The organism is Burkholderia sp. Ac-20384 (assembly GCF_017104605.1).
Taxonomy (GTDB): domain Bacteria; phylum Pseudomonadota; class Gammaproteobacteria; order Burkholderiales; family Burkholderiaceae; genus Burkholderia; species Burkholderia lata.
Genome location: NZ_JAAGPE010000016.1, coordinates 49,983 through 73,230, shown reverse-complemented (window position 1 = coordinate 73,230; position 23,248 = coordinate 49,983). Strand labels below are relative to the sequence as shown.

Annotated in this window: 19 protein-coding genes; 7 read left to right on the top strand and 12 right to left on the bottom strand. The window is 67.2% G+C overall.

Translation table 11 applies throughout. The features are described from left to right. The 6 genes from G3O00_RS05230 to G3O00_RS05205 all read left to right on the top strand — a co-directional run. The coding region (locus G3O00_RS05230) for a hypothetical protein (RefSeq protein ID WP_206142305.1) at window positions 1-185 on the top strand (185 nt) is incomplete at its 5' end. Next, the gene (locus tag G3O00_RS05225; RefSeq protein WP_011349545.1) at window positions 175-369 is read left to right on the top strand and encodes a DUF1656 domain-containing protein; all 195 of its coding nucleotides are present in this window, start codon (window positions 175-177) and stop codon (window positions 367-369) included. The genes G3O00_RS05230 and G3O00_RS05225, both read left to right, overlap by 11 nt. Window positions 370-393: 24 nt before the next feature. Then, window positions 394-1,308 (top strand): HlyD family secretion protein, encoded by a 915-nt coding sequence (locus tag G3O00_RS05220; protein WP_206142304.1) that lies wholly within the window; start codon window positions 394-396, stop codon window positions 1,306-1,308. 50 nt (window positions 1,309-1,358) lie between these two features. Then, complete coding sequence (locus tag G3O00_RS05215; protein WP_241024960.1) at window positions 1,359-2,795, top strand: efflux transporter outer membrane subunit; 1,437 nt, start codon at window positions 1,359-1,361, stop codon at window positions 2,793-2,795. A gap of 58 nt (window positions 2,796-2,853) precedes the next feature. Next, window positions 2,854-3,294 carry a hypothetical protein gene (locus G3O00_RS05210; protein WP_206142303.1) on the top strand — a complete coding sequence of 147 codons (441 nt, stop codon included), beginning with the start codon at window positions 2,854-2,856 and terminating at the stop codon, window positions 3,292-3,294. Window positions 3,295-3,346: 52 nt separating this feature from the next. Beyond that, window positions 3,347-4,087, top strand: coding sequence for a hypothetical protein (locus tag G3O00_RS05205; protein ID WP_206142302.1), 741 nt, complete (start codon window positions 3,347-3,349; stop codon window positions 4,085-4,087). A 206-nt stretch (window positions 4,088-4,293) separates the two neighbouring features. On the opposite strand, the gene G3O00_RS05200 is transcribed toward G3O00_RS05205, so the two are convergent. The 6 genes from G3O00_RS05200 to G3O00_RS05175 all read right to left on the bottom strand — a co-directional run bounded on the left by G3O00_RS05200 (window position 4,294) and on the right by G3O00_RS05175 (window position 12,755). Beyond that, complete coding sequence (locus G3O00_RS05200; RefSeq protein ID WP_241024959.1) at window positions 4,294-5,019, bottom strand: hypothetical protein; 726 nt, start codon at window positions 5,017-5,019, stop codon at window positions 4,294-4,296. Window positions 5,020-5,143: 124 nt separating this feature from the next. Continuing rightward, the gene (locus G3O00_RS05195; protein ID WP_206142300.1) at window positions 5,144-6,832 is read right to left on the bottom strand and encodes a long-chain fatty acid--CoA ligase; all 1,689 of its coding nucleotides are present in this window, start codon (window positions 6,830-6,832) and stop codon (window positions 5,144-5,146) included. A gap of 129 nt (window positions 6,833-6,961) precedes the next feature. After that, complete coding sequence (locus tag G3O00_RS05190; protein WP_206142299.1) at window positions 6,962-8,632, bottom strand: choline dehydrogenase; 1,671 nt, start codon at window positions 8,630-8,632, stop codon at window positions 6,962-6,964. A 29-nt stretch (window positions 8,633-8,661) separates the two neighbouring features. Next, window positions 8,662-10,083, bottom strand: a complete 1,422-nt coding sequence (locus G3O00_RS05185; RefSeq protein WP_206142298.1) for a coniferyl aldehyde dehydrogenase — start codon at window positions 10,081-10,083, stop codon at window positions 8,662-8,664. A gap of 186 nt (window positions 10,084-10,269) precedes the next feature. Next, window positions 10,270-11,226: an alpha/beta hydrolase gene (locus G3O00_RS05180; protein ID WP_206142297.1), complete on the bottom strand. Its 957-nt coding sequence runs from the start codon at window positions 11,224-11,226 to the stop codon at window positions 10,270-10,272. A gap of 2 nt (window positions 11,227-11,228) precedes the next feature. Next, complete coding sequence (locus tag G3O00_RS05175) at window positions 11,229-12,755, bottom strand: NAD(P)/FAD-dependent oxidoreductase (RefSeq protein WP_206142296.1); 1,527 nt, start codon at window positions 12,753-12,755, stop codon at window positions 11,229-11,231. A 140-nt stretch (window positions 12,756-12,895) separates the two neighbouring features. On the opposite strand from G3O00_RS05175, the gene G3O00_RS05170 reads away from it, so the two are divergent. Next, window positions 12,896-14,149, top strand: a complete 1,254-nt coding sequence (locus tag G3O00_RS05170; protein WP_206142295.1) for a helix-turn-helix domain-containing protein — start codon at window positions 12,896-12,898, stop codon at window positions 14,147-14,149. A gap of 37 nt (window positions 14,150-14,186) precedes the next feature. Here G3O00_RS05170 and G3O00_RS05165 read toward each other — a convergent pair whose 3' ends face one another. The 6 genes from G3O00_RS05165 to G3O00_RS05140 all read right to left on the bottom strand — a co-directional run bounded on the left by G3O00_RS05165 (window position 14,187) and on the right by G3O00_RS05140 (window position 23,083). After that, the gene (locus G3O00_RS05165) at window positions 14,187-14,849 is read right to left on the bottom strand and encodes a TetR/AcrR family transcriptional regulator (RefSeq protein ID WP_206142294.1); all 663 of its coding nucleotides are present in this window, start codon (window positions 14,847-14,849) and stop codon (window positions 14,187-14,189) included. Between the two features lie 76 nt (window positions 14,850-14,925). Next, on the bottom strand, window positions 14,926-16,275 hold the full coding sequence (locus tag G3O00_RS05160) for an FAD-dependent oxidoreductase (RefSeq protein ID WP_174933143.1): 1,350 nt from the start codon (window positions 16,273-16,275) through the stop codon (window positions 14,926-14,928). A 104-nt stretch (window positions 16,276-16,379) separates the two neighbouring features. Beyond that, a complete protein-coding gene (locus G3O00_RS05155; protein ID WP_206142293.1) occupies window positions 16,380-17,345 on the bottom strand; it encodes a YCF48-related protein in 966 nt (321 codons plus the stop codon). 29 nt (window positions 17,346-17,374) lie between these two features. Then, complete coding sequence (locus G3O00_RS05150) at window positions 17,375-19,735, bottom strand: efflux RND transporter permease subunit (RefSeq protein WP_206142292.1); 2,361 nt, start codon at window positions 19,733-19,735, stop codon at window positions 17,375-17,377. Between the two features lie 63 nt (window positions 19,736-19,798). Continuing rightward, window positions 19,799-21,640 carry a DUF1302 domain-containing protein gene (locus G3O00_RS05145; protein ID WP_174932893.1) on the bottom strand — a complete coding sequence of 614 codons (1,842 nt, stop codon included), beginning with the start codon at window positions 21,638-21,640 and terminating at the stop codon, window positions 19,799-19,801. A gap of 78 nt (window positions 21,641-21,718) precedes the next feature. Next, a complete protein-coding gene (locus tag G3O00_RS05140) occupies window positions 21,719-23,083 on the bottom strand; it encodes a DUF1329 domain-containing protein (RefSeq protein WP_174932895.1) in 1,365 nt (454 codons plus the stop codon). Between the last annotated feature and the right edge of the window lie 165 nt (window positions 23,084-23,248).

Sequence of the window (23,248 nt, the reverse complement as noted above, 5' to 3'; positions counted from 1 at the left end):
CCCCCGCGCGCGCGGCCCGGCATGCACGACGTGCCGCGCACGCGCTTGCCGGCCTCGCCGCCGCGCAGCCGGGCAATACCGAACTGAAGTGGCTGATGGCCGCGTTCGCCGACGTCCATGTGCTGCTGCATACGTACGCCGCCTATTTCACCGCCGTTCCGGAGCGCGCCCGCGATGCTCAGTGAATTCCCGCTGGCCGGCATCTACCTGCCGCCATTCTTCGTCTATGCGTGCGCAACGGTGCCGATCTACATGGCCGTGCGCGCGCTGCTCGCCCGGCTCGGCGTGTTGCGCCGCGTGTGGCATCCAGCGCTGTTCGAGTTCGCGATTTCGCTCGTGCTGGTCGCCACGCTGATCCTCTACTTCTAGCCTCCCGTCGGAACGTATCGCGTCATGTCGCTCAAACCCCTCACCCGCTCCCTGCTGACGCTCGCCACGGTGGCCGTCGCGATCGTGCTGGTCGCCGCGCTCTGGCATGCGTATGTCCTCGCGCCGTGGACCCGTGACGCGCGCGTCAGCGCGCACGTCGTGCGCATCGCGCCCGAAGTGTCGGGCACCGTCGTCGAAGTCGCGGTGGTCGACAACCAGCGCGTCGCGAAAGGCGACGTACTGTACCGGATCGATCCGCAGCGCTTCACGCTGGCGGTGGAACAGGCGGAAGCGCAGGTCGCCGCGACCGCCGAGTCGATGCGCCAGAAGCGCGACGAAGCGCAGCGGCGCACCGGCCTCGACGATCTCGTGCCGCGCGAGGACATCCAGCGCTCGAGCCGCGCCGTGTCGATCGCGCAGGCCGAGCACCGCAAGGCGCTGGCCGCGCTCGACGTCGCGAAGCTCGACCTCGAACGCACGACGCTGCGCTCACCGGTCGACGGCTACGTGACGCAGCTGCGCCTGCGTCACGGCGACTACGCGGTCGAAGGCAAGCCCGGGATCTCGGTGCTCGACGCGCACAGCTTCTGGATCACCGGCTATTTCGAGGAAACCAAGCTGCGCCGCATCGCGACGGGTGCGCCCGCAACGATCCGGCTGATGGGCTTCGATCCGCTGCTGAGCGGGCACGTGACGAGCATCGGCCGCGGCATCGCGGACGAGAACGGCACGCTCGACGAGCTCGGCCTGCCGGCCGTCAACCCGACCTTCAGCTGGGTGCGGCTCGCGCAGCGCATTCCGGTCCGCATCGAAATCGACCGCGTACCGGCCGGCGTGCTGCTGGCGGCAGGCATGACGTGCAGCGTCGAAGTCGGCGAACGCGGGCACGAGCGCACGCCGCGCGGGCGGCTCGCGTCGTGGCTGCACGCGTGGATGTGAAGGTGGCGACGATGCGATTCCGGTTTCCTCCTTTGCGCGCGATGCGCTACATGCGTGGCCTCACCGCGGCGTGCACGTGCGCGCTGGCTGCCTGCACGACGGTCGGCCCCGATTACGTGGCGCCGCAGCCCGCGCATCCACCCGGCTGGAGCGCACCGCGCGACACGGTGACCACCGATCCCGCGCAGTTACAGAACTGGTGGCGTACGTTCGGCGACACGCAGCTCGATGCGTTGGTCGAACAGGCGATCGCGCACAACCAGGATCTCGCGATCGCGCGCCAGCGGCTGCTGCAGGCGCGTGCAGAACGCGACCAGATCGCGAGCCGCCTCGGCCCGACCGTCACCGCCGGCGGAAATGCCGATGCGTTGCGCTCGTCACGGGCGCTCGACTGGCCCCCAGGCATCGGCCAGTCGCGCACCTACCGGCTCGGCTTCGATGCGTCGTGGGAACTCGACCTGTTCGGCGGCACGCGACGTGCGGTCGAATCGGCCGATGCGCAGATCGATGCGCTCGACGACGATCGCCACGCGATCCTCGTGAGCCTGCTGGCCGAGCTCGCGTCGGACTACGCGGCGTTGCGCGCGACCCAGGAGCGGCTGCGGATCGCGACGGACAACGTCGCGAGCCTCGACGCCACGCGGCGGCTGACCGAGCAATCGAACCGGCGCGGCCTCGGCACGTCGTTCGCGGTTGCGCAGGCGCGTGCCGAGCTGCAGCTCGCGCAGGCGACGTTGCCGCCGCTGCATCAGGACGTCGCGCGGCTCGCCCATGCGATCGGCGTGCTCGTCGGCGGTTTTCCGGAAACGCTGCGCGACACGCTGAGCGCGCCCGGCGCGACATTGCCGGTCGCGCCCGCCCTGCCGGTCACGCTGCCGTCGGACGTGATCCGCGAGCGTCCCGACATCCGCGCCGCCGAACGGCGGCTTGCCGCCGCGACCGCGCAGATCGGCGTCGCGCGCGCCGAGCAGTTTCCGCATTTCGCGATTCCGCTGAGCCTCGGCACGACGGCAAGCCTCGTGCAGGACCTGTTCTCGGGCGCGAGCGTCGCGTGGTCGGTCGCGCTCGACGGCACGCAGACGCTGTACGACGGCGGCCGTGCGAAAGCCGGCGTCGACGCCGCACGCGCGGCGGCCGAGGCCGCCCGTCTGGCATACGAGCAGCGCATTCGCAGCGCGTTTCGCGATGTCGAGGACGCGTTGGTAGCGATCGGCGCCGCGCGCGACCAGCAGGCCATGCTCGCCGCGGCGGTCGACAGCAGCCAGGATGCGCAGTCGCGTGCGACGCGGCTGTACCGCAACGGCCTCGGCGAATACCTGTCGGTGCTCACCGCACAGCGCGCGACGTACCGCGCCCGCGATGCGCTTGCCCTCAGCCGGCTCGCGCAGGTGCAAGGCGCGATCGCGCTCTACAAGTCGCTCGGCGTCGGCTGGCGCGACGCGCCGCCGCTCGCGCAGACCGGCGCATCGCGAGCGAGCGCGCCTTGAAGGCCGCCCTACGACCGCCCCGACGCTTCGGCGTCGCTCATCCACCGGAGAAATTTCGATGCCCGCTCTCAATCCGAATGATTTCGCGTTACACGACATCCAGCTCTTTCCGGTCTGCGTGTTTCGCGCCGAACACGCGACGCCGGGCTACGCGCCCCGCTGGGAAGGCGAGATCGATACGCTGATGCGCCACGGCGAGCCGTTCGTGATCGTCTACGTCGAGCTCGATACCGACGAGCGCCACGACGACCGCAAGCATCGCGCGGTCTGGCTCAAGCAGAACAAGGAGGCGCTGGGCGCCGTCTGCAAGGCGCTCGTCAGCGTCGAGCCCGATCCCGACCGTCGCGCGGAAGTGGCCGCGCAGGGCGAAGTCGCCGTCAAGGCATTCGGGATTCCGCATCATGCGGTGGCGTCGTTCGGTCAAGCCGTCTCGCTCGCCGCGCGGCTCACGCGGCAGCCTTCGGGGAATGATGCGCGACAGGCCGGACAACAGGCATGACGCGGCCGGTGCGTCACGCCAGGTTGCATTCACCACCGACACGAGGGCCGGCATGCGCTACCCCACCCTGACGATCACGGGCTCGCACACGCTTGCGTCATGTCCGTCGCGGCTTCCCGATCCCGGCGAAATCCTGTTGTGGCGACTGCGCGGCGAATGGCAGCTCGTCACCAGCGAGCGCGGCCATCTCTACCTGTCGAAGACGGAGCTGCGGCGTGCCCGCACGCATCCGAACCGCGTGCACGGCCGCCGCTTCGCGATCGGCCGGTCGGCGCTGCGCGTGATCCTGGGGACGCTGGCCGGCCGCGCGGCCGACGAGCTGACGCTGATCGACCGCGATGCCGACCATATCGCGGTCGCGGGCTGCGACTTGCTGGACGGGCTCGACGTCGTGGTCGGCCATGCCGGGATCTGGATCGTCATCGCGATCGCCCGTGGCCCGATCGGGCTGGGCATGGCGCAGACCAGCGCGCTCGCCGATCCGGTATCGCGCGATCAGCTTCGGCTGGACAGCATCTCGAATGCGTGCGGAAGCGGACACGGCGCGACGCTCGATTCGCTGGCGCCGCTTGCGGGGGCATTCCGCGAGGTCGATACGCCGCATGCCGGCCACTGGCGCCTGCTCGATATCCCCCTCTCCGGCCTCGCCTGCGCGGCGACCGTTGCCGCTCGCCAGATGGATCGGATTCATGCGGTGGGTTGGCGCGGTGAGCGGAAAGACTGGCTGGCCGATCGTGATCGGCATCTGCGGGCGGCGAAGGTGCGCGGCGAGGCCGCCTTGGTCACGGCCTGACAGGCCGGCTTCGGGGTTCGCCGGCTGCCTGCATCGGCGATTTCCGCCTTCGGAATCGCCGATGGGAGCCGTTCATGGGAGTGCGTGAAGGGAGCCGGTTATGGGAGCGGGTGGTTTCGACGCGAGGGGGCGTACACGCCGTGTGACGTCGCGCCCCTTCCGATGATGCGTGGCCACGCCCCTCCGGCATCGCTCCTGTCGCGCTCTTACCCGGCAACCATCGCCCCCGCTTTCACATGCCGGCCGGCACGACGCAGCAACTGCCAGCCGAACCCCAGCATCCACAACGGCAGCAGAAGCACGACGACGATCTCGCCCGCCCCCGTCACGGCCTCGAACTCCGGAAAGAATCCGGAGACGAAGATGATCGCGAAAAACCACGCAACGATCTTCAGCAGGAACGACCCGTGCCAGCCGGCCTTCCTCAGATGATTGGCGACGATCGGCGCCCAGAAGAACACCAGCGGGCCTTCGGCCCACCACAGACCTCTTTGCGTGCCGTTGGCGACGGTCGCCCACGCCGCGGCCGCGGCGGCCCGCGTTGCGTCGTCGCCGCCCGCATACATGTGCGCCAGCGGATCGAGCACCGACAGCTGGAGTGCTGCACCGGTGATGCCGAGCACCGCGTACGCGCCGATCCCGAACGCGATCATGGTGCCGAGCGCGCCGAGTTCATCCTTGAAGGTATGCACGAAGTACCCGCCGATCACGAGCACCGCGAGATAGAACCCGAACACGTCGGCCAGCATCGACAAGCGAAACAGGTCGCGCGTTTCGGCGGGCAGGCTCAGCATCGTCGCGCCGTGCAGCAACATGCCGGTATCCGTGCCGGCCACCATCGACACCAGCCCCACGTTCGCGTAGGCCAGCAGGCCGCCGACGATCGCGCTCCACGCCGTGAAGCGCATGACCTTGTATGAATCGTTCCTCATTCTCTTTCTCCGCACACCATGCCCGGTTCCCGCGTGGAGAACCATTCGATAAGAAGTGACCAACCCGATCGCGCGACGCATGCAGCCCGTGTAACCCAACCCGGCGTGACGCATCGCACGCGCGTCATGCCACTGCGTTTCCTCGAGCGGCGGCAGCCGCCTCCTCCCTTTCCTGCAACTCGCGCCACATGATCTTTCCCGACCCGGACTTCGGCAGCGACTCGACGAATTCGACGACGCGCGGAACCTTGTAGGAGGCCATATGATCGCGCGCCCAGGCGACCACGTCGTCGGGCGTCACGCCGCCGGGGTACGCCGGATCCAGCACGACGAAGGCCTTGACCGTCTCGCCGCGATGCGCGCTGCGCGTGCCAATCACGCACACTTCCTTGATCGCCGGATGGCGGTACATCATCGTCTCGACTTCGGCCGGCCACACCTTGTAGCCCGACGCGTTGATCATCCGCTTCAACCGGTCGGCCATGAAGAAGTAGCCGTCCGCGTCGATGCGCCCGAGATCGCCGGTGCGCAGGAAGCGCTTGCCGTCGATTTCGACGAACGTCTGCCTCGTGGCCTCCGGATTGCGCCAGTACCCTTGCATCAGTTGCGGCGCGTGCACGACGATCTCGCCCACCTCGCCTTGCGGCACGGGCTGGAACGTGACCGGATCGACGATCCGCGCATCGACGTCGAACACCGGCATGCCGAGGCATTGCGGCTTGGGGCGCGCCGGCGGATTGATGTGCGTCGCGGCGATCGTTTCCGACATCCCGTAGCCTTCGACGTAATCGAGCCCGACCGTGTCCTTGAGCTTGCGGGCGATCGCGTCCGGCATCGCCGCGCCGCCGCCGCGCATCGAGCGCAGGCTCGACAGGTCGTATTCGTGCAGGTTCGGGTTCGACAGGAAATCCACCATCATCGTCGAGATCGACTGCCACACGGTGACACGATTGCGGCCGATCGCGCGGCCCGCCGCATCGCGATCCCAGCGCGGCAGCACCACCACGGTCGAACCGCGAACCAGCGGGCCGTTCAGCCCGCCCTGCATGCCGGTGACATGGAACAGCGGCAGCACCGCCAGGTGGATCGCGTCTTCGGGATCGTCGAACCAGTCGACGAAGCCGGCCGCCGTGCACGTGACGCTGCGATGCGTGTGCACGCAACCTTTCGGCTTGCCCGTCGTGCCGGACGTATAGGGCATCACGCACATGTCGTCGGGGCCCGCCGTCAGCGCGCCCGGTGCCAGCTGTTCGGCAAGCACATCGCGCCAGTGGGCCACGCCGGGCCCGTCGACATGGCGCGGCGCGGCCACGAAATCGGGCAACGCGACGGCCGAAGGCTGCGCCACGTAGTCGCCATACGTCGCCACGACGACATGCGCGAGGCCACCCGCACCGCCCACGAGCGGCGCGATGCGCGGATACAGGTCCTGCGCGACGAACACCGTGCTCGCGCCGCTGTCCTCGATGTAGTGCGCCAGTTCGTCGGTCATGTTCATCGGATTGACCGGCACGACCACCGCGTTCGCACGCAGGATGCCGTAGTACGCAATCATCCATTGCGGGCTGTTCTGCATGTACAGGAGCACGCGGTCGCCCGCCTTCACGCCGCAACGCTGCTGCAGGAAACCCGCTACCTGCTCGGCTTCGTGCTGGAAGCGCGCGAACGAGACGGGCGTGTCGTAGAACAGGATGAACGGCTTGTCGGGATGGCGCGCCGCCGCGGCTTCCGCGTGACGGAACAGGTGCGTTGCGGGCGGGGCCTGACGCGTGGCCAGGTGCGCGGGCCAGAATGGCGATCGGATGGCAGACATGGTTCGGCAACTCTTCGTCAAAACTGCGGGTGATAAAGGGCATCGGCGGGACTCGTCGTCCCTGGGTTGCATGCACGCATTCGTTTGGCAGCGTGAAGGTCCGACGCAGAAAAAAGTCGGACTTGCACCCTATCGACCGGTCTCGATGCCCGACGCCGTAAACCGGTGCGTTTCCGCCGCTGTCGCGTGCGCCGCGGACGCCACGCGGCTGACGCCGCGCATCAGGTCGACCGCCTTCTCCGCGATCATGATGGTGGGCGCGTTGGTGTTGCCGCCGATCAGCGTCGGCATCACCGATGCATCGACGATGCGCAGCCCGTCGAGGCCATGCACGCGCAACTGCGGATCGACCACGGCCATCGCGTCCGGTCCCATCCGGCAGGTGCCGACCGGGTGATAGACGGTGTCCGTGCGCTTGCGCAGCACCGCGCGGATTTCGTCGTCGCTGTGCACGTCGCGCGTGAACATGTCCTTCGTGGTCCACTCCGCGAGCGCCGGCGCCTCCATGAGGCCGCGCGTGATCTTGAAGCCCGCCACCATGTCCTCCAGGTCGCGCGGATCGTCGAGGAACGCGGGATCGATCAGCGGCGCGTCGGCCGGGTCGCGGCTGCGCAGCGCGACCGAGCCGCGGCTGCGCGGACGCAGCAGGCACACGTGGCAGGACAGCCCGTGGCCGAGGTGCATGCGCCGCGCGTGGTCGTCGACCAGCGCGACCAGGAAATGCAGCTGGATATCGGGCACATCGAGGCCCGGTTGCGTCTTCAGGAACGCGCCGCCTTCCGCGAAATTCGACGTCAGCATGCCGCGCCGCTCACGGCGAAAGCGCATGATCTCGCGCAGCATCCGCAGACTGCCGCCCACCGAGACGCCCATCGTGTCGAGGCTGCGCGCGCGGTAGCTGAGAATGAAGTCGGGGTGATCCTGCAGGTTGCGGCCCACGCCGGGCAGGTGGTGCAGCGTGTCGATACCGACGCGCGCCAGCTCGTCCGACGGGCCGACGCCGGACAGCATCAGCAGTTGCGGCGTTTGCAGCGCCCCCGCCGCCAGCACCACTTCGCGCCGGGCGCGGAACGTCTTCAGCGTGCCGTTCTGCAGCACTTCCACGCCCACTGCAAGCTTGCCCTCGAACAGGATGCGCCGGACCTGCGCGTGCGTTTCGACGGTGAGATTGGCGCGTTTGCCGAGATGCGGGAACAGGTAGCCGCGCGCCGCGCTCCACCGTTCGCCCTGTTTCTGCGTGACCTGGTAGATGCCGGCGCCTTCCTGCTGCGCACCGTTGAAATCGTCCGTCAGCGGCAGGCCGGCCTGGCGCGCCGCCGCCAGGAAGCGCGCCTGGAACGGGTTATCGGAGCGCAGGTCGCTGACCCACAGCGGGCCGCCCTGGCCGTGCCACGCGTCGTCGATGCGTTCGTTGTGCTCGCTCAGGCGGAAGTACGGCAGCACTTCGTCGTACGACCAGCCGGGATTGCCGAGCGCGGCCCATGTGTCGTAGTCGCTGCGATGGCCGCGAATGTAGACCATCGCGTTGATCGCGGACGAACCGCCCAGTGCCTTGCCGCGCGGCTGGTAGCCGACTCGCCCGTCGAGCCCGCGCTGCGGCACTGTCTTGAACGCCCAGTTGTTGAGGCGGGTCGGCAGCATCGCGACCATGCCCGCCGGTATGTTGATGACCGCGCCGTCGCCGCTGCCCCCCGCTTCCAGCAGACAGACGCTGACGTCAGGATCTTCGGTCAGGCGCCCCGCTACCACGCTGCCGCCCGAGCCGCCGCCCACGACGATGTAGTCGAACTGATGATTCATGGCATTTCTCTCGATACAGGATTCGGAAGTCACGCGAGTCGCGACAACGTGCGCAGCAACAGGTCGAAGACGCGGCCGTACGGCGGATGAAACAGCACGGCGCCGTTCCAGCGGGTCTGGTGAAACACCGGCTTGAGCTTGCTGAAGGTATCGAAGCCCCACTGGCCGTGATAGGCGCCCATGCCGCTCTGCCCGACGCCGCCGAACGGCTGGTTTTCCTGCACCAGATGCCACAGGCAGTCGTTGATCGTCACGCCGCCGGACACCGTCTCGCGCAGCACGCGATCGCGGCGCGACGCATCTTCGCCGAACCAGTACAACGCCAGCGGACGTGCGCGGCCCTGGACGTAGGCCAGCGCATCGTCCAGGTTCGCGTATTCGACGATCGGCAGGACGGGGCCGAAGATCTCTTCGTTCATCAGCCGCGTGTCGGCCGGCGCGCCGATCACGATCGTGGGCGCGAACTTGCGCGACGACGTGCCGAACGTTTCGCCGGCCGGGTTGACTTCGAGGATGCGCGCGCCTGCGCGACGCGCTTCGTCGACCATGTCCGCGAGGCGCGCGCGATGGCGTTCGCTGATGATGGCCGTGTAGTCGGGATTGGCCGCGAGCGTCGGATACAGGCGGGCGACGGCGCGCGTCAGCTGCGACGCGACGCTGTCGGCCGTTCCGGTGGGTACCAGCAGGTAATCGGGCGCGACGCAGGTCTGGCCCGCGTTCAGCAGCTTGCCGAACGCGATGCGCTGCGCAACCACCGCGACGTTGCATGACGTATCGAGGATCGCCGGCGATTTGCCACCGAGCTCCAGCGTCACGGGCGTCAGGTTGGCCGCGGCCGCCTGTGCGACGACACGCCCCACCTGGGTCGAGCCGGTGAAGAAAAGATGATCGAACGGCAGGCCGGCAAACGCCTTGCCGAGTTCGACGTCGCCCACGACGACATCCAGTTCGTCCGGCGCAAAGGTCTCGCGCGCCATCGACACGAGCAGGTCGGACAGCGCGGGCGTGAGCTCGGACGGCTTGATCAGCACGCGATTGCCCGCAGCGAGCGCCGCGAGTGCCGGCCCGAGCGACAGCTGCAGCGGGTAGTTCCACGGCGAAATGATCCCGACTACGCCCAGCGGTTGCGGCATGAGCCGGTTGTGGCCGGGACGGAAATGCAGCGCGGTCGGCACGCGGCGCGCCCGCATCCAGTGCTTAAGGTGCCGGCGCACGTGCCGGATGCCGGCGCGCACGATGAATACCTCCGTCAGCCGGGTCTCATGGGAGGAACGGCCTTGAAAGTCGGCATCGATCGCGCGCACGATATCGTGCTCGTGCGTATCGAGCCACGCTGCCAGCCGATCGAGGCGCGCCAGCCGGGTGGCCAGGGCCGGGTTCGGCTCCAGTGCGAACGCGCGGCGCTGGCGCTCGAAGCGGGCCGCGAGGTCAGTCGGGTAGCCTTGGTGCATGGTATCTCCTCCTGCTCGTCGATCGTGCGATTCCGTCGCATCACGACGAGCGTCTTGCAGAATGTTGCTGGTCTTCACGCGATTCCCGCGCCTGCGGTCGGCTCGTTGGCTGGCGATTGCGCGAGCACCGAGTCTCGGCGTCACGCTCGATGCCACGCGCCCGTCGCGTGCCGCAGGCTACCCGACTCACGCAATGTGCCTGCCGGTGCGCACGGGTTCCGCGGCAGCGCGTGTCGCACGGCGCCGGATATGGCCGTCGATCAGGCTCGTCAGCAGCGGCACCACACCGTCGGGGATGTCGTGCCCCATGCCGCGCACCGTGACCATGTCCGCGCCCGGGATCGCCGCAGCAGTCGCGACGCCACCGCTCGGCGCGACCAGCAGGTCGCGATCGCCGTGCACGACCAGCGTCGGTGCCTGGATCCGGCGGATTGCGTCGGTCCGGTCTCCCGACTTGATGATCGCGCCGATCTGGCGGGTCGTGCTCTCGTGGTCGCGCGCCTGCTGGCCGCGATCCCACGCGTGGGCCGCGTACGCGCGCCGTGCGGCGTCGTCCGCCGGATACGCCTGCGTGCCGATGTGGGCCATGATGCGGCTGTACTGCTCCACCGCCGCTTCGCGCGTGCGCGGCGGCGGTGCGGTCAGCATCAGCATGCTCGACATGGCCGGCTGGCCGACCTTGCGCGCACCGGTCGTGGAGATGATGGAAGTCAGCGACAGCACGCGCTGCGGAAAGCGCGCGGCGAGCACCTGCCCGATCATGCCGCCCATCGACATGCCGACGACGTGCACGCGCGTCAACTGCAGGCTGTCGAGCAGGCCGATCGTGTCCTGCGCCATGTCTTCCAGGTCATAGCCGTCCTTGACGGGCCAGCGCAGGAATTGGCGAAGCACGCTCGGTCCCGGCCGCGGGATGCGCGACGAGCGGCCGACGTCGCGATTGTCGAACACGATCACGCAATAGCCGCATTGAATCAGCGCGTCGATCAGCGCCGGCGGCCAGAAGGTCAATTGCAGCGTCATGCCCGCGATCAGCAGCAACGGCTCGCCGTGGACGGGCCCGTAGATGCGATAGCAGAGACGCACGCCGCCCGGCAGGTCGCAAAATGCGTCCTGGCTTGCTTCCATCGTGTGAATCGTCATGATCAGGCTCCGACAGCGCGACGTGGCTCGACGCGGTCCGTGCTGCTGGCTGCCGCCGCACGCCGGAAGCGCAGGCACGGGTCTTCGACCGCACCGTGCCGCAAGATTTCGACATCGAGGTGATAGTCCATCGACATGACCCACGGGACACCGGGGCCCTGACGCGGCAGGCTGCCGATCGCGCGCTGCACGTAGCCGGCGCCGAAATCGAGCAGCGGGCGCGTCGGCATGTCGGCCGCGGGCAATTCAGGCACGCAGGTCGCGAGGCCGCCGCGCTCCATGTGCGCAAGCACGCGGCAGAAATGCTCGGCCAGCAGCCCGACCTTCAGCGTCCACGACGAATTCGTATAACCGATGGAGAACGCGAAATTCGGCACGCCGCTGAGCATCATCCCCTTGAAGGCCACCTTGCTGTGGAGATCCACCGGTTCGCCGTCGACCGTCAGCTTGATCCCGCCGAAAAACCGGATGTTGAGCCCCGTCGCCGTGACGATGATGTCGGCCGGCAACGTCTGCCCGGATTCCAGCACGATGCCCGTTTCCGTGAAGGTCTTGATGCGGTCGGTCACGACCGACGCATGGCCGTCGCGGATCGACTTGAAGAGATCGCCGTCCGGCACCGCGCACAGACGCTGGTCCCACGGGTTGTACGGCGGGTTGAAGTGGACGTCGACCGGATACCCCTTCGGCAGCTGGCGCTTGGTCATGAAACGGATCAGGCGTCGCGCCGTCTTCGGCCGGGTGCGGCAGAAGTGCCAGATGAAGCGGGCGATCGCGATGTTCTTGCGTCGCACGAGCGCGTACGCCCACGCGTGCGGCATCACCTTGCGCAGCGTATTGGCGATGATGTCTTCCGACGGCAGGCTCACCACGTAGGTCGGCGTGCGTTGCAGCATCGTGACGTGCCGGGCTTTCCCGGCCATCGCCGGCAACAGCGTGACGGCGGTGGCGCCGCTGCCGATCACCACGACGCGCTTGCCGCTGTAGTCGAGATCTTCCGGCCAGTGCTGCGGGTGAACCACCGGGCCGGAGAACTGCTCGATCCCGTCGAGCTTCGGCGTATGGCCTTCGTCGTGGTGATAGAACCCGGCGGCGCTGAAGAACCACCTGGCCTGGATCGTCTTGCGTTCACCCGTATCGACGCGCTCGACGTCGACGCTCCACAGCGCCTGCGCACTCGACCAGCTTGCGTGGATCACCTTGTGATTCGTGCGGATGTGACGGTCGATCCCGTATTCGGTGGCCGTCTCTCTCAGGTACGACAGAATCGCGTCCGCACCGGCGATCGCCTTCTTGTTCGCCCACGGCTTGAAGCCGTAACCGTAGGTATGCATGTCCGAGTCGGAGCGGATGCCCGGATAACGGAACAGGTCCCACGTGCCGCCAGTCGCGCCGCGCGCTTCCAGGATGATGTATGACGTGCCGGGACGGTCCGTCTCGAGTTGACGAGCGACGCCGATCCCGGACAGGCCGGCGCCGACGATGAGCACATCCACGTGCTCAGTGGACGGAAGAGTATGTACGGTCACGGCGTGTCTCCTGTTTGCGTCGAAATGCGCTATGTGTCGTCATTTTCATCAACCGAATCGGGTCGAACAAGGTGTCGAATGCACCGTATGCGAATACAATGAGTGCAACTTGCACCTCTTCATTTGGATAGCACTCCATCATGTCCCAGCCCCCCGCTCCCACCGCCCTGCCGACCTGGCCGTTGCCTTCGCCACGCATCCGGGAACTGATGCGCCAGGGCGCCGAAATCGCACTGAATGTACAGACGGAATGGCTGCAGGAACTCGACAAGGAAAACGTCGCGACCAGCCCCACGATGAGCGACCCCGTGCTCGCCGCGGCCGTGCGGCGAATCAACCGCAACGGGCTGATTCACTGGGCCACCGCCAACCTGGAGAACCCTTGCGCGCCGGTGTCCCGCTTTCTTTCTGCCGACATGCTAAGTAGTGCGCAGGAACTGGTGCGCCGCGGCCTTACCGACCTCGTGTTCGTCGCGGCCCGTTCGTCGCAGAGCGTGGTGTGGCAACGCTGGATGGACCTCGCGTTTACGCTGACGCAGGACCCGGTCGAGCTGCGCGAGTTTCTGGCCGTATCGTCGCGTTCGATCGCGGCCTTCATCGACACCAACATGGTCGGCATGGCCGAATTCATGCGCGCCGAACGCGAAGCGCGGTTGCGCGGCACGCACGCCGATCGCCGCGAACTGGTCACGCAGATCGTCGAAGGGACGACCATCGGCGCGCAGGAAGCCAGCCGGCGGCTGGGTTACACGCTGGAGCAACGCCATCACGCCGCGATCGTCTGGAGCGAGGAAGCGGATATCGAACTGGGGTTGCTGGAGCGGGCGGCCGATGCGCTGGCGCAATGCGCGGGCACGCGCAATGCCCTGGTCGTCGTCGCGAACACGGCCACGCTGTGGGTCTGGACGTATCACGACGGCAAACCGCTCGACATGCCTTCGCTGCAGCGTGCGATCAACGCGCTGCCCGGCGTGCACATGGCTGTCGCGACCGCCGGGAGCGGCATGGAAGGATTCCGCCGCGGCCACCTGGACGCACTCGCGACACAACGGCTGCTCGGCAGGCTGCACGCCGGCGTCGGCGTGGTGCATGCGGACAGCATGAGCCTGATCGCGCTGATGACCAATCATATGGAATCCCTCCAGCAGTTCTTGACCAACACGCTCGGCAACCTGGCCAGCGCCGACAAGTCGCTGCGCGACGCGCTGCGCGCGTTTCTCGCGGAAGGCTGCAGCGTGACCGACGCAGCCGAGAAAACCCACGTCCACCGCAACACGCTGCTGCGCCGGCTCGAGCGCGCCGAGTCGTTGCTGCCCCGCCCGCTCGCGCAGCAGCGCCTGCACGTCGCGGCCGCGCTGGAAGTGCTGCACTGGATCGCCAGCGATCCGAATTGAGCTGCACCATCGCATGCCTTGGCGGCAGGTTGTTTCCCTAGTCGCGTTGCCTGTCGTAGATGAGGCAACGCGCTATCTCCATGAACATCGCATCGAGCCGCTGCGTCAATCGCGCGGTTCCGGTTTGCAACGTCAGGCCGTCGGCCATCGCAATCAACAGCGTCGCAACGTGCAGGCTGTCGGCCGCGTCGAACGCCGGATTGACGGTGCGCAACAGCTTCGCGACCTCGCGCGTCAGCGTGCCGTACCAGTCGTCGAACAGCTTCAGGCATTCGGGGTCGATCGCAGCGAACGACAGGAAATGCCGGAACAGCGCGACGTATTGCGCATCCTTCGCGTCGCGCAGCGAGCGTGCCAGCACGCGTTCGATGACGTCGTCCGGCGATGCATCGCTGTCGATCAAGCCCTTCAGCTCGCCGAGGTACGCCTCGATGACCGGTTCGATCACGGCCCGCAACACGGCCAGCCGGGTCGGGAAGTAATACTGCAGGTTGCTCACGCTGATGCCGGCGCCGGCCGCGACCGCCCGCTGCGAGAACGTCAGCGGGCCGCCCTCCAGCAGCAGTTCCCGCGCGACCCGAACGATCGTGTTGCGCGTGCGCAGGCCCTGGGCCCGCAAGCCGTCGAGATCGCTGCCGGTCGAAGCGGCGTTCGGCGTGCGGCGGCCTCTGCCGCCGTGGTGCGCTTTGGTGTCGGTCATCGTGTTCGTCGTCAGCGTGGCGTTCCGGCAGTCCGTCCCGGCGCGCGTTGCATCGTGTCCAGGGCGGCCCGCATCCCTATCCGCGCCGCGCGTGACGGTTCACCCTTTCGTCCATCAGGTTCGCCATGCCCAGCACCGCCTTGATCGCGCACCAGCGTAGCGGCTCCGGCGGCATCGCGGGTGTCCGGTGCGTCAGCGCGTCGAGCAGCGGCGACTCCGCTCCGCTGATCCGGTCGGCCAGCACCTGCCCGATCAGCGACTGCGTGCCGACCCCGTGCCCCGAGCATCCGGCCGTGTAGAACACGTTGCCGTGCGCGCCTGTCGCGCCGACCACCGGCAGCGCATCGCTGGCGACCGAAATGTAGCCGCTCCAGCATGCCCGCACCGGCAGGTTGCCCAGTTGCGGGAAACGCGCGTGCAACGTCGCCAGCAGCGCGCGATACGCTGCGTCGTCCGGCACGTTCGGCGTCCGCGAACCGTAGACATAATCCAGCCGCTTGGTCGTCAGCAACAGCGTATTGCGCGCGGTGAGCCGGTGGCTCTCCATCGTGAAGTGTGGCGTTACGATGCCCTCGCGATTCGGCCAGCCCAGCGCCGCCAGTTGCGCATCGGACAGCGGCCCGGTTTCGAGCGCCGACACGCGCAGCGGCATCACCTTGTTGCCGAGCAGGCCGAGTTGCGGCGTATACGCATTGGTGGCGAGCACCAGGACCGGCGCGCTCGCACTGCCTCGCGCCGTCCGGATCCGCACGGTTTCGTTCGTGTCGAAGTCGAGCAATGCGGTGTTCTCGTAGAGCCGCACGCCCGCGACGAGGGCCGCGCGTCGCAGGCCCAGCACATACTTGCCGGGGTCGAGCGTGCCGCCGCCGGGGAAGTGACAACCGAACAGGAACGCCGGAGGAATGCCACGCGCACGCATTGCCGCGCCATCGAGAAACTGCGCGGGCGAACCCAGCGCGATGCCGGTCTCCATGTCCTCGCGCAAGCGCTTCTCCTGCGACGGATGCACACCGGCGCGAATGATCCCCGACGCACGATAGTCGCAGTCGATCCCGTGCTCGACGAGCTTGCGTTCGACGTAGGCGACGCCTTCGTCGTAAAAGCCGACGATCCGTTTCGCCTGCTCGCGCCCCACGCGCTTCACGAACAGATCGTATTCGAGCCCCTGCCCGCCCGCGAGATAGCCCGCGTTGCGCCCGCTCGCGCCGAAGCCCGCGAACTCGCGTTCGATCACGACGACGCTGGCGCCGCGCGCGGTCAGCTCCAGTGCGGTGGACAGGCCCGCGAAGCCGGCGCCGACGACGATCACGTCCGCGTGAACGTCGCCTTCCAGTTGCGGCTGCAAGTCGTCCGGCCGCTCGATCCATCCGCCGATGGGCCGGTAGGTTCGCAACGCACGGTCGGCCTGCGCCGTGTCGAACCGCATTGCCTGGCCGGTCGAATCATCCTGAATCCCGTACTGCATATTGCTCATGTGTGCCTCCTTCATTTCGTGCCACCAACAGGGATACCGCTCATCTCGGGTCGCCCTCAGCGTGACGTCAACACGCCGTCCTGCGAGAACAGCATCGGCGTGCCGCCCCTGGCCGGCAGCGCGGCGGTCAGCGTCGCGCGATCCGGGCGCTGCTCGACCTCGACCGTCGCCGCCCCCGCGGGCTGCTTCAACACCAGGCCATCGAGCCCGACGCCGATCAGGCCGTCGCCTGCCGCCACCAGGTCGGTGATCGAACTCCGCGTGCGACTGTCGACGGCGGTCCAGGTCTCGCCACCGTCGCTGCTCTGGTACAGACTGCCGAGCAGGCCGCCCACCACCACGCGGCCGTCCGCCATCGCTACGCCGGTCCACAGCGAACCCTTGCCGCCCGTCTGCAGGTAGCGCCAGTTCGCGCCGCCGTCGGTCGACTTCAGCACCGTGCCCTGCTCCGCCGAGATGTAGAGCGCGCCCTTCCGGTCGCCGAACGCGTGATAGAGATTGCGGTCCGCCTTGCCGCCGCCCGGCGGCTTCGGCAGCGTCACCTTCGCCCAGGTCTTGCCGCCGTCGTGGGTTTGCAGCATCAGCGACCACAGGCCGACCGCGAGTCCGTCCTGAGGCGACGTGAACAGCACGGAGAACAGCGGCTGGTCGACCGACGTGTCGAGGCGCTGCGTCGTCCACGTTTCGCCGCCGTCGTCGGTCGCGAGTATCGTCCCCCACTGCCCCACGGCCCAGCCGTGCTGCGCATCGGCGAACGCGACGGCCGACAGCGTCGCGGCAACCGGCACGCGCCGCGCCTGCCGCCAGGTCTTACCGTCGTCGTCGGACAGCACCACGATGCCGTGATCGCCGACGGCGACGACCCGCGAGCCGGCACGCGTCGCGTCCGTCAGCATCATGTGCGTCGGCGCGGGCCATGCGTGGGCCGGCTTCGCGGCCCATTCCGCGACCGTTCCGCGGGATTGCGCGAACGCGGCAGCGGCGGCGCACAGCCCGATACAGGCAACGAGTGTCTTGATCATCTGGAGATCTCCATGAAAGTGGGCGGGCGTCAGTGGCTGAAGAGCCCCGGCGCACGGGCCGGCTTGCGGCGCGGGAACCGGCGCTCCAGCACCGAGGCCAGTGCGGGCAGCGCCGTCATCGCCATCAGCAGGTTGACGAGGAACATGAACGCCAGCAGCTTGCCCATGTCGGCCTGGAACTTCAGCGCGGAGAAGCTCCACGTCGCCACGCCGATCGCGAGCGTGATCGCCGTGAAGATCGTCGCGACACCGACTTCGAGCAGCGCGTGCTGCACCGCCTTCACGATCGTCTGCCCGCTCGCGAGATGCACCTGCAGCCGGTTGTAGATGTAGAACGCGTAATCGACGCCGATCCCCACCGCCAGCACCATCACCGGCAGCGTCGCGACCGTCAGCCCGATCTGCAGTTCCTTCATGAACCAGTAGCCGATGAAGGTGGCGACCGACAGCGGCGCGCAGCAGGCGATCATCGCGCGCCAGTCGCGGTACGCGAGGAACACGAGGATCAGGATCGCGCCGTACACGTACAGCATCATCGGCAGCTCGCTGCCCGCGACTTCCTCGTTGGTGGCTGCCAGCACGCCCGCGTTGCCGGCCGCGAGACGCACGGTGATGCCGGGGAACGGATGCGACGCGCGGTACTGCTTCACGTCGTCGAGAATCCGGTTGATCGTCGTCGCCTTGTGGTCGGTCAGGAACAGGTGCACGGCCGACATCGAGCAGTCGGCCTTCATGAAGCCCTTCACGCGGCCGACGTCGACCGATACCGCGCCGTAGTTCTCCGGGTCGATCGGCACCACGTTCATCTTCGGATAGTCTTCGTTGTAGCCCTGGTTGTACGCGCGCAGCATGCCCGAGTACGACTGCACCGACACCACGCCCGGCTCGGTGCGCATCGCGGCCGCGAAATCGTCTTCGTACAGGCCGACCGCCGGGTTGTCGCAGGCCTTGCCGGTCGACTCGATCGCGACCGTCAGCCAGTCGAGGCCCATGTCGTAGTTGCCGGCGATCGCCGTCGCGTCGCGGTTGAAACGCGCATCCGCGCGCAGCTCCGGCGCGCCGGGCTGCAACGTGCCGATCACGCGGTCGCGGCTTTGCCACGCGGCCAGCGCGAACACGACGAGCGTCAGGGCAACGGTCGCGCCCGCATACTTCGGCTGCGCGATGCGCGCCAGCGGGCGCAGCCATGCCGAGCGCCGCTCGCCGCGCTTGAGCGCGCTGTCCGCATAGCGCTTCGTGAAGTTGAAGCACGATGCCGCCACCGGCAGCAGGATCAGGTTCGTCACGATCTTGTACGCCACGCCGAGCGATGCGGTGATCGCCAGCTCGCGCACCATCGGAATCGGGATCAGCAACAGCGTGATGAACGACACGAACGCGGTGATCAGCGCCAGCACGCCCGGAATCAGCAGCCCGCTGAAACTGCGCCGCGCCGCTTCATACGAGCTGTGCCCGTGCGAAATCTCGCGCACGATGAAGTTCACCTGCTGCACGCCGTGCGACACGCCGATCGCGAACACCAGGAACGGCACCAGCACCGCGAGTGGGTCGAGGCCGAAACCGAGCAGCTTCAACGTGCCGAACTGCCAGACCAGCGACGTCAGCGAGCAGAGAATCAGCAGCACCGTGAAGCGAACCGAATGGCAGTACCAGTACACCGCGAGCGCGGTCAGCAGCAACGCGATCGCACAGAAGCCGAGCACGCCCTTCGCACCGTCGGCGATGTCGCCGATCTGCTTCGCGAAGCCGATGATCTGCACGTCGTAACCGGCATCCTCGAACGGCTGGCGGATCTTCTGCTCCAGCAGGTGATTGAACGCGACGTAGTCGAGCACCTTGCCCGCGCTGTCGCGCTCGTTCAGCTCGGCCGTGATCATCGCGCTGTCCTCGCCGTGCGACACGAGCGTGCCGACATAGCCGCCGAGCGTCGTCGCGCGGCGGATCTTCTCGACGATCGCCGGCGTCAGTTGATCCGGCGTGATCGTGCCGGAGATGATCGGCTCCGCGCGAAAGCCCTCATCGGTGATCTCGTTGACGAACGCGTTCGACGTCCACAGCGAGCGCACGCCGATCCGGTCCACGTTCGGCAGGTAGGTCACGGCCTGCGTGACCTTGTACAGCCGCGTCAGGCCGTCCGGCGTCCAGATCGAACCATGCTTCGCGCGCACGACGACGGTGATCCGGTTCGCGCCGAGCAGGTCGTTCCGGTATTGCTGGAACGTGCGGATGTACTCGTGGCCGATCGGCATTTGCTTCTCGAAGCCGGCGTCCATGCGCAGTTGCATCGCGAACACGGCCATCGCGACGGTGAACAGGCCGATCGCCGCGAGCACGATCGCGCGATGACCGAAGAAAAGCCTTTCAAGGCGGCTGACCAGACGATTAAGCACTGCATGACCCCTTCATGTTTTCCGGCGATGCCCGACGTGCGCACTCGCTTCCACTGGCACCCGTCAGAAGTTCCGGGTGGCAAACACACCGATGAAATTGCGATCCGCGTACGGATTCCCCACCGACTGATGGCCGCCGAAGAACGCCGCGAAGTTGATGCCCGCCTGCCACGTCGGCGGATTCTGGTTGAACAGCACGTAGACGTTGACCGACTTCGCGCCTTGCATGTAGTTGGCCGTGAAGGTCGGCGTGTAGCCGTACAGGCCCGTGCTGAACGTCACGCCGGGCGTGACCTGCCAGCCGGGAATCAGCGAGCCGTCGTAGGTCCAGTTGAAGTCGATCGTCGCGCCCACCGAGCTCGACGTGCCCTGCCCCTGCGTGATCGGGTAGCCGAGCCCCGAGTTGTTGTTCAGCCACGGGAAATAACCGGTGGCCGGCACCTGCGTGACCGGCTGCCCGCCCACCGTGCGCGTGACGTCCGAACCGAGGCCCGGGTAGTAGATCCACGTGAGTTCCCAGGTCAGCGTCGCGGAATCCGCGGCGATCAGCTTCAGGAACGGATACTCGCTGCGCGTCAGGGCGAGCAGCCCGTTCACGTCGAGCTGGAGCTTCTTCTTGTCCGCCCACTGCTGGCAGTTGACGCCTTGCACGCCGTTCGTGATCAGGTCGGTCGGGCCGCCCGCGCCGTAACAGCTCGACAGCGCGACCGCATCGCGCGGCCGGTACGACAGCTCGGTGCCGATCGCCCACGGCCCGACGCCGAAGTTCGCGCTCGCGCCGAACAGCTGGCGGTTCTGCAGATACGACCACTGCGCGGTGCCGTTGGCCAGCGTCGACAGCACCGGCGATTTGTCCGTGTAGTTCAGGTAGTAGAACGCGAAGTTCGCGTCGAACGAGCGCGGCGAATAATTGAACTTCACGCCGAACTGCGGCCGGTATTTCGCGGGCAGCTGCGTCGAGACCGGTATGCCGAGGTCGTTGAACGGCGGCCCTGCGAACGCGCCGTTCACGAGCCCGTTCTTGATCGCGTTCAGCGTATCCTGGTTGCCCGCCGCAGCCCCGCCGCCGATCGCATTCGCGATCGTGCCCACGCCCGGTCCGGCCAGGTTGGGGTTGTTCGCGTTGATCGTGAACGGTTCGGCACCGCGGCCGACGACGTTCGCCAGCGACCAGTACGACCCGACCGGCGGAAAGCGGTTGCCGTTCCACTGAAACTGGTAATAGGCCTCGGTGCTGAAGCCGTGGGACAGATCGGCGGCGAGGCTCAGCATCGGCGCCGGCAGCAGCGCCTGCTTGAGCTGCGAACCAGGGATCAGCAGTTTCTGCGTGTCGAGCGAATTGGTCGCGTTGATGCCGCTCTGCGCGAACATGCTCTCGCCCCAGTTGATCACCTGGTTGCCGAGCCGAACGTGTGCGCTGTGCCCGTTGATCGTGAAATCCTTCTGCGCCCACAGATCGAGTAGCTGCGCGTTGTATACGACCTGCGCGGCAGCCGTGCTCGACAGCGGCGTCCTGGCCGTTCTCCCGGCGAGGAAGTCGTACATCCCCGTGCCGCGCACCATGAACTTGAGCCCTTCGCTCGGCATTTTCAGCAGCAGTTCGCTGGTCGCGCTCACGTAGGTGCTGAACGGCTGGCCCTTGCGGTAGTTCAGGTCGCCTTCGTCGCCGTAGCCCCACTGGTTCGTATTGGCGGCCGCGCCGCACCCGTACGCGTTCGGATCGCCGGTCAGCGAACAGCTCGGACTCTTGGTCCGGATTCCGCCACCCGCGGTGAGATTGGACACCCACGATCCCTGGACGCTGCCGTCCCCGAGCGTGAACTCGTAGCCGTACGCAGTCGACGTCGCCGCACCCAGCATGGCAATCGACACCGTAGTATGCCTAACTATATTGCTTGCTTTCATCGTCCCACCCATCTCCAGACCAGATACCGACGGCGCGAGCGCGCACGTCGGATTCATTTTTTTATATGTCTATGGCAATCAGCGTTCGCTGACCGATCTCAGCGATTCCGCCGTGAAGAAATCGGACTTGAAGCGCGGATCGTTGATCTCCTGGTACCAGCGGATGTCCTTGCCCTGGCCGATCGTCGACGAATCCATCACGTAGCGCCCGTTCAGGAGGTCGTATTGCGCCATCGGCTCGTTGTCGCAGGTGCCGCCCAGTTCCCAGACCGGAATCGGGTAGCTCTCGCGCACCTTCCACAGCTTGCCCTGCGCGTCGTAGTCCTCGCCGATGAGCGCGAGCCAGCTGTCCTCGTCCAGGTAGAACACCTTCTTCGATGCGACGTGGCGCGCGCTCGGCTTGACCGTCGCCTCGACGACCCACACGCGATGCATCTCGTAGCGCCGGTTCGCCGACGCGATGCCGTCGGGCGTCGCGACGTCGTGCAGCTTGCTCTTGAACTTGTACATGCCGAACGCGTTATACGGAACGAGCATGTCGCGCTTGCCGACCAGCTTCCAGTTGAACCGGTCGATCGAGCCGTTGAACATGTTGGCTTCGTCGATCAGGTACTGGTTCTCGAAACCGATCAGCGGGGCATCGTGCGTATAGGCCGGCATGCGTCTCACGCGGCGCTGGCCCGGAAAGTAGTAGTAGGTTTCCGAATCCTTGTTGAAATACTGGCGCTGCACGAAGGCCTGCCCGGCGAGCGCGGCCGGCGAGGTGGCCGAGAAGTACGCGGCCAGGCTGAGCTGGTCGACATCCTTCGGCCCGCTCTTGCCCGTCTTGCCCGACGGGAAGTAGAAGACCTGCGGCCCGATCCCGTCGATCCATTCACCGCCGCCCGGACGCGGCGAGATGGTCGTGACGTCCAGCGGCCATTCGATGCCGACGCCGCGATAGCGGTTCTCGTAGTTCAGGATCGCCTCGGCGCCGGTCTTCGGCTGGGGAAACGGCACGCCGGGCAGGACAGCCGCCTCGAGCGTCTCGCCGTCCGACGCGAGCTTCGCGGCCGTGAGGTTGGCCTTCGTATTCTGCTCGGCGAACTCCGGCAGCTGGCACTCACGGTGCGACGGATAGACATCCATCCGGTAGCCCTTGCGCTGCTTGATCAACGCGATCTGGCCGGGCGACAGCATGCTTGCGTACTTGTCGACGTTCGCGGCATCGATCGAGTAAAGCGGCTTCTCGCTCCGGTGCTTCCAGAAATCGCCGCGCGTCTTGCCGTATTCCCAGCCCGACTGCGGCTCCTGCCTGCCGGCAAAGGCAGGAATGGATCCGTCCTTGCTCGCGCCGCGTTCGGCCCCCACCGCGGTGAGGTCGTCGGCCATCGCACTGCCGGCCATCATCAACAACGCCGCCGCGATTGCGGACACGGTTCCGATCGTGTGCTTCTTCATCATGCTCTCCTTCCGAGACTCAGCCTTCATTCACCGGTTGTGTGGCCGTCGGTCAGCTGGCGTTCGTTTCGTTGCGATTTCTCGCGGCGAACGCGCCGTTTTCCGGCCAGCCGTCGCGGGACTTCCGCGACCGCGAAGCGCTCGGCATTGCTTTCTCCGACGCGCGCT

Coding starts and splice junctions, on each gene's coding strand:
- G3O00_RS05225 (WP_011349545.1), top strand. CDS start 175: ATGCTCAGTGAATTCCCGCTGGCCGGCATCTACCTGCCGCCATTCTTC.
- G3O00_RS05220 (WP_206142304.1), top strand. CDS start 394: ATGTCGCTCAAACCCCTCACCCGCTCCCTGCTGACGCTCGCCACGGTG.
- G3O00_RS05215 (WP_241024960.1), top strand. CDS start 1,359: ATGCGTGGCCTCACCGCGGCGTGCACGTGCGCGCTGGCTGCCTGCACG.
- G3O00_RS05210 (WP_206142303.1), top strand. CDS start 2,854: ATGCCCGCTCTCAATCCGAATGATTTCGCGTTACACGACATCCAGCTC.
- G3O00_RS05205 (WP_206142302.1), top strand. CDS start 3,347: ATGCGCTACCCCACCCTGACGATCACGGGCTCGCACACGCTTGCGTCA.
- G3O00_RS05200 (WP_241024959.1), bottom strand. CDS start 5,019: ATGAGGAACGATTCATACAAGGTCATGCGCTTCACGGCGTGGAGCGCG.
- G3O00_RS05195 (WP_206142300.1), bottom strand. CDS start 6,832: ATGTCTGCCATCCGATCGCCATTCTGGCCCGCGCACCTGGCCACGCGT.
- G3O00_RS05190 (WP_206142299.1), bottom strand. CDS start 8,632: ATGAATCATCAGTTCGACTACATCGTCGTGGGCGGCGGCTCGGGCGGC.
- G3O00_RS05185 (WP_206142298.1), bottom strand. CDS start 10,083: ATGCACCAAGGCTACCCGACTGACCTCGCGGCCCGCTTCGAGCGCCAG.
- G3O00_RS05180 (WP_206142297.1), bottom strand. CDS start 11,226: ATGACGATTCACACGATGGAAGCAAGCCAGGACGCATTTTGCGACCTG.
- G3O00_RS05170 (WP_206142295.1), top strand. CDS start 12,896: ATGTCCCAGCCCCCCGCTCCCACCGCCCTGCCGACCTGGCCGTTGCCT.
- G3O00_RS05165 (WP_206142294.1), bottom strand. CDS start 14,849: ATGACCGACACCAAAGCGCACCACGGCGGCAGAGGCCGCCGCACGCCG.
- G3O00_RS05160 (WP_174933143.1), bottom strand. CDS start 16,275: ATGCGGTTCGACACGGCGCAGGCCGACCGTGCGTTGCGAACCTACCGG.
- G3O00_RS05155 (WP_206142293.1), bottom strand. CDS start 17,345: ATGATCAAGACACTCGTTGCCTGTATCGGGCTGTGCGCCGCCGCTGCC.
- G3O00_RS05145 (WP_174932893.1), bottom strand. CDS start 21,640: ATGAAAGCAAGCAATATAGTTAGGCATACTACGGTGTCGATTGCCATG.
- G3O00_RS05140 (WP_174932895.1), bottom strand. CDS start 23,083: ATGATGAAGAAGCACACGATCGGAACCGTGTCCGCAATCGCGGCGGCG.